This is a genomic window from Lacticaseibacillus camelliae DSM 22697 = JCM 13995, from assembly GCF_001311195.1.
Taxonomy (GTDB): Bacteria; Bacillota; Bacilli; order Lactobacillales; family Lactobacillaceae; genus Lacticaseibacillus; species Lacticaseibacillus camelliae.
Genome location: NZ_BBAJ01000006.1, coordinates 54709 through 60861 on the forward strand (window position 1 = coordinate 54709; position 6153 = coordinate 60861).

2 protein-coding genes and 2 pseudogenes are annotated in these 6153 nt (G+C 55.2%); all 4 read left to right on the plus strand.

What is annotated here, in order from left to right; genetic code table 11:
- Positions 1-29 precede the first annotated feature (29 nt).
- Positions 30-2262, plus strand: a pseudogene (ftsH, locus tag JCM13995_RS02130) (ATP-dependent zinc metalloprotease FtsH).
- A 149-nt stretch (positions 2263-2411) separates the two neighbouring features.
- Positions 2412-3311 (plus strand): Hsp33 family molecular chaperone HslO, encoded by a 900-nt coding sequence (gene hslO / locus JCM13995_RS02135; RefSeq protein ID WP_054661998.1) that lies wholly within the window; start codon positions 2412-2414, stop codon positions 3309-3311.
- On the plus strand, positions 3301-4317 hold the full coding sequence (gene dusB, locus JCM13995_RS02140; RefSeq protein ID WP_082397672.1) for a tRNA dihydrouridine synthase DusB: 1017 nt from the start codon (positions 3301-3303) through the stop codon (positions 4315-4317). Before hslO ends, dusB begins: the two co-directional genes overlap by 11 nt.
- A gap of 59 nt (positions 4318-4376) precedes the next feature.
- A pseudogene (lysS, locus tag JCM13995_RS02145) lies at positions 4377-5860 on the plus strand (lysine--tRNA ligase).
- The last annotated feature ends 293 nt before the right edge of the window (positions 5861-6153 follow it).

Sequence of the window (6153 nt, forward strand, 5' to 3'; positions counted from 1 at the left end):
ATTATCCACTACGTTGCTGGAGGTTATGCATGAAGAAAAAACAAAATGGGCTATTTGGCAGCACGCTGACCTATGTGGTTCTTTTTTGTCGTGCTGGTCACCGTGTTTGCATGGTACCTGCGCGGCAATAGTGGCAGCACGACCCAGGAGCTGAGCTCTAGTCAGTTCATCTCTGAGCTGCAGAAGGACAAAATCAAGTCCTTCTCGATCCAGCCAAGTGGCGGCGTCTACAAAGTCACAGGGGAATACAAGAACGCGAAGAAGGTCACAAACGACCAGACTGGTCTCGGCTGATGGGGGCAACCTCAAGCACGACCTCTCACTTCTCATCTTATGTTCCGACGAACAACACCTATATGCAGACGATCACCAAGGCAGCCGATAAAAATGACGTTGCCATTAGCACGCAGGAGGAAAGCTCCTCCAGCGTTTGGGTGACACTGCTGATCACAGTACTGCCGCTGGTTATTTTCATGGTGTTCTTCTACATGATGATGAACCAGTCTGGTCAAGGCGGCGGCAACGGTCGAGTGATGAACTTCGGCAAGTCCAAAGCCAAGCCGGCGGATAAGAAGGCCAATAAGGTCCGCTTCTCCGATGTTGCCGGTGAGGAAGAAGAAAAGCAGGAACTGGTCGAGGTCGTTGAGTTCCTGAAGGATCCCCACAAGTTCTCTAAGTTAGGTGCCCGCATCCCAGCCGGGGTGCTGTTGGAGGGCTCCGGGTACTGGTAAAACCTTGCTGGCCAAGGCGGTTGCCGGTGAAGCCGGCGTGCCGTTCTTCTCAATTTCCGGGTCTGACTTCGTTGAAATGTTTGTCGGGGTCGGGGCTTCTCGTGTGCGTGACCTGTTCGATCAGGCCAAGAAGAGCGCACCGTCGATCATCTTTATCGATGAAATTGATGCGGTCGGTCGTCAGCGTGGTGCCGGCATGGGCGGCGGCCACGATGAACGTGAACAGACCTTGAACCAGTTGCTGGTTGAAATGGACGGGTTTACAGGCAACGAAGGTGTCATTGTCATCGCGGCGACTAACCGTTCCGATGTGCTTGATCCAGCGCTGCTGCGGCCAGGCCGGTTTGACCGGAAAATTCTGGTTGGGCAGCCTGACGTTAAGGGCCGTGAAGCGATCCTCAAAGTTCACGCGAAGAATAAGCCTTTGGCCGACGATGTTGACCTGGCTGAGTTGGCACGGCAAACCCCTGGGTTTGTTGGGGCCGATCTTGAAAACGTGCTGAACGAAGCGGCCTTGGTTGCCGCTCGCCGGAGCAAAGACAAGATCGATGCCAGCGATATTGATGAAGCGGAAGACCGCGTCATCGCCGGGCCGGCCAAGAAAAACAAGGTCATTGCGCCAAAGGACCGGGAAATCACGGCTTACCACGAAGCGGGTCACGCTTTGATCGGGTTAGTTCTTTCTGATTCGCGGGTCGTGCGTAAGGTTACCATCATTCCTCGCGGCCGGGCTGGCGGTTACGCCATCACCCTGCCGAAGGAAGATCAGTACATGCTGACTAAGAAGGACCTGAACGAGCAGATCATCGGATTGATGGGTGGCCGGGCTGCTGAAGAGATCATCTTTGGCATTAAAGCCACTGGCGCCTCCAATGACTTTGAGCAGGCCACTCAGCTTGCAAGGAGCATGGTCACAACCTATGGGATGTCCGATCGTCTGGGGCCTGTGACCCTTGAACGTGAAGGTGGCCAGCCGTTCGTCGGCGCTCAGTACGGTCAGTCTGCACCTTACTCGCAGCAGACCGCGACCGCCATTGATGATGAAGTTCGGCGGATCCTTGAGGAAGACCACCAGCGGGCTCACGACATTATCGAGAGCCACCGCGAGCAGCATAAGCTCATCGCCGATGCCTTGCTGAAGTACGAAACTTTGGACGAAAAGCAGATCCTGTCCCTGTTTAAGGACGGCAAGATGCCTGAAGACCAAAGCGAATTCCCGAGTGAAAAAGCGGAGGCGGCAACCTTTGAGGAAGCCAAGAAAGCTTTGGAACAAAAGGACAAGGCAAAGCAGCAGGCAGGCAGTTCCGCCGCTGATACAGACGGCTCGGCTGCCAGCACGGCTGAATCGGCCGCCAGTGCCTCTGAAACTGCTGACAGCGTCGCCGGTAGTGCCAGTGCCGCTGAAAATAACGATGCCAGCGAGTCAACAGCCTCGTCTGCACCTGCCTCAGAAAGCACCAGCCAAGCCTCTGACTCTGAAAGTGCGCAAAGTGATGCGTCGGCTTCACCCGATGACCATCCAGAAGATTAAGCAAAGCTTAGAGCGGTCGCTTCGATTAGCGGCCGTTTTTTTTGCTGCCTGCCAGCGCGTTGGACTGAAGGACCGCTTTCTGAAAAAGTGGCAGGGCTGCGGGTTTTCTGGTATGATACTTTCGTTTAGTTAGCCAAGGAGATGCCAAAATGTCTGATCAATTGATCACTGCCGTATCCAAAGATGGGGCCTTCCGTGTATTTGCGGTGGACGCCACACACACGATTGCTGAAGCCCAGCGGCGCCATGACACCTGGAGTGCGGCGAGTGCCGCTTTGGGGCGCACCATGGTCGCGACGCTGCTGCTTTCAGCGGCCGGACTGAAGGGGGCAGACGATCTGCTGACCGTTCGCCTGAAGGGGGATGGGCCGGTCAGCTTCATCGTCGTCGACGGCACCAGCCACGGGACCGTGCGCGGGTACATTGAGCAGCCGCACGTGACGCTTCCGCTGAATCTGGTGGGTAAAATCGATGTGGCGCGCGCAGTCGGCAGTCGAGGTCTGCTGGCGGTCACCAAGGACTTAGGCTTTGGTCAGCCGTTTACCGGTCAGGTACCGTTAGTTTCCGGCGAGTTAGGCGAGGACTTCGCATACTATCTCACGCAATCCGAGCAGATTCCGTCGGCGGTTGGGCTGTCGGTGTTTGTGAACGCCGATAACACGATTCAGGTTGCAGGCGGGTTTATGATTCAAGCCCTGCCCGACGCGAGCCAAGAGGAGATCACGGCGGTTGAAACGGCGGTGAAGACGCTGCCGCTAACGTCTGAAATGCTGCGCCAGGGCATGACGCCGGCAGAAATTGCGACGCGGGCGATGGGCGATGTGGCCATTGACGTGGTCGCGACCAAACCGGTCAGCTTCAAATGTAACTGCAGCAAGGCGCATTTTGGTGACATCATGAAGTCCCTTCGCCGCGATGAGTTGACGGCAATGATCCAGGAAGACCATGGCGCCGAGGCCGTATGCAAGTTTTGCGGGCGCAAGTACGAGTATTCTGAAACCGAGTTAACGGCATTTTTACAAGAAAAGGATGAAGATAATGGCAACTGATTCACTGAGCTGGAAGATTGGCGACGTCACGATTCCTAATCGCGTTGTGGTGGCCCCCATGGCGGGCATCACGAACGCGGCATTTCGCGTGACGGCCAAAGAGTTTGGCGCCGGGCTGGTCGTGTGCGAGATGATTTCGGACCGGGGGATCATGTACCACAACAAAAAAACGTTGAGTATGCTATTTGTTGATCCGCGTGAGCATCCAATCTCGATTCAGATTTTTGGTGGCAATAAAGAAAATTTGGTGAACGCGGCTAAGTTTATCGACCAAAATACTGAGGCCGACATTATCGACATCAACATGGGCTGCCCGGTGCCCAAGGTCACCAAAACAGATTCTGGGGCCCACTGGCTGCTGGATCCGAACAAAATTTACGAAATGGTCGCGGCCGTCGTTGACGCGGTGCACAAGCCGGTGACGGTCAAGATGCGCACCGGTTGGGATGATGATCATATTTACGCGGTGGAAAATGCTTTGGCCGCTGAACGTGCCGGCGCATCGGCACTGGCCATGCATGGGCGCACGCGTGAACAGCTATACCGCGGCCATGCGGACTGGAACATCCTCAAGGAAGTGAAGCACCAGCTGCACATTCCGTTCATGGGCAATGGTGACGTGCGCTCGCCGCAGGACGCCAAGCGAATGCTAGACGAAGTGGGGGCGGATGCGGTCATGATCGGCCGGGCCGCGCTTGGTAACCCTTGGATGCTGCGCGGCGTGGAGACTTATCTTCGCACTGGTGAGTTGATTCCTGAACCGACGCCGCGCGAAAAGATCGAGACCGCCAAGTTGCAGCTTCACCGCCTGGTGGAGCTCAAAGGCGAGCACCTGGCTGTGCGAGAGTTCCGCAGTCAGGCCGCATACTACCTGAAGGGCATTCCGCGTGCAGCCCGGACCAAGGCCGCGGCAATGAGCGTGGAGACTGAGCAGGAAGTGGACGATATTTTTGACCGCTTTGTCGAAGAGACTGAAGCCCGCGAAAAAGCGCAAGCAGCCGGCTAGCCGGTTGCTTTTTTACTGTGACATTGGCAAAATGGCTAAGGACACGACAGGAGGAAAACATGGCTAAAGATACAGAAATGAACGATCAGATGTTAGCACGGCGGCAAAAGATGGACGCGTTGCGCGAAAACGGGATCGACCCGTTCGGTCATCGGTTCGACCGGAGCCATTTGGCCAAGCAGCTTCACGATCAGTACGATGCCACTGACAAGGATGATCTGGCCGCTAAGCCCGTTGAGGTGACAATCGCGGGCCGGATGATGGCCAAGCGCGGCAAGGGCAAGGTCGGGTTTGCGGATCTGCGCGACCGCTCGGGCCGGATTCAGATTTATGTGCGTAAGGACGTCGTCGGCGATGACAATTATCAGATTTTCAAGAAGTCTGACTTAGGCGACTTTCTCGGCATCGCAGGGGACATGATGAAAACTGACGCCGGTGAGCTGACCGTGCGGGCGACGCATGTGACCTTTCTCAGCAAAGCGCTGCGGCCACTGCCTGACAAGTACCACGGGTTGACCAATGTGGAACAGATCTATCGCCAGCGTTACCTGGACCTGATTGCCAATCCTGACAGTTACGACCGCTTCGTTAAGCGGTCGCACATTGTCAGCGCCGTGCGCGAGTACCTCGATCATAACGATTTTCTGGAAGTCGAAACGCCGGTTTTGCACACTTCTGCGGGTGGTGCTTCGGCGCGGCCGTTCATCACGCACCACAACGCCTTGGACATTGATTTGTATCTGCGCATCGCGTTGGAGCTGCACTTGAAGCGCCTGATCGTCGGGGGGATGGAGCGCGTTTATGAAATTGGACGAGTCTTCCGCAACGAAGGGCTGGATACCAAGCACAACCCGGAGTTCACCGAGTTGGAGACGTATGCCGCGTATTGGGATCTCTCCGATGTCATGGAGGAAACCGAGGGCCTGTTCCGGTTCGTTGCCAATAAGGTGCTGGGTTCCGGCAAATTCGTTTACCAGGCCAGGACGTTGACTTGGACGCGCCGTTTGCCCGCAAGCACATGGTTGACGCCATCAAAGATGTTACTGGCGTCGATTTCTGGCAACCGATGAGTACGGAAGAGGCACGAAAGTTGGCTGACGAGAAGGGCGTTCACTACGAGCCTTTCTGGAAGACCGGACACATCATCAATGCGTTCTTCGAACAGTTCGTGGAGCCGACGCTGCAGCAGCCAACGTTTATTTACGGTCACCCGATCGAAATCTCGCCGCTGGCCAAGAAGAGCCAGAAAGACCCTCGCTTTGTGGATCGTTTCGAGTTGTTCATTCACGGCAATGAGTACGGCAATGCCTTTACCGAACTCAACGACCCGATCGATCAGCGGGCGCGGTTTGAAGCTCAGGCGGCTGAGAAGGCGTCTGGTAACGATGAGGCGCAGCCGATCGATGAGGACTACATCGAGGCGCTTGAGTACGGGATGCCGCCAACTGGTGGACTGGGGATCGGCATTGATCGATTAGTGATGCTGTTGACCGATGCGGCATCGATCCGCGATGTTCTTTTGTTCCCAACAATGCGTCCATAAGGGTAAAAGCCACTGCTTGCAGCGGCTTTTTTCTTTTGGAGCGGGAATGATTAACTCCGGATAAAAGTGGCGTTCACAGAGTGAAATAGTGCTAAAACTCTAACAATGAATAATCTCCAGTCCGATGATGTTCGGGATTGTGAAAAAGATTCGAAATTTGTTGACGGTCTGCGGCCTGGCTGATATGATAAATAGCGTCGTTGAGGCAATCATCGTGGTTGCCATGCGCTGACAATTGAATGATTTAGTTGACAGCTATTGAGCAATCTGATATGATTTCAGAGTTGCCTTTT

What these genes read in the sequence shown, in the direction of transcription:
- dusB (WP_082397672.1), top strand. Translation starts at nt 3,301, where the DNA reads ATGGCAACTGATTCACTGAGCTGGAAGATTGGCGACGTCACGATTCCT.
- hslO (WP_054661998.1), top strand. Translation starts at nt 2,412, where the DNA reads ATGTCTGATCAATTGATCACTGCCGTATCCAAAGATGGGGCCTTCCGT.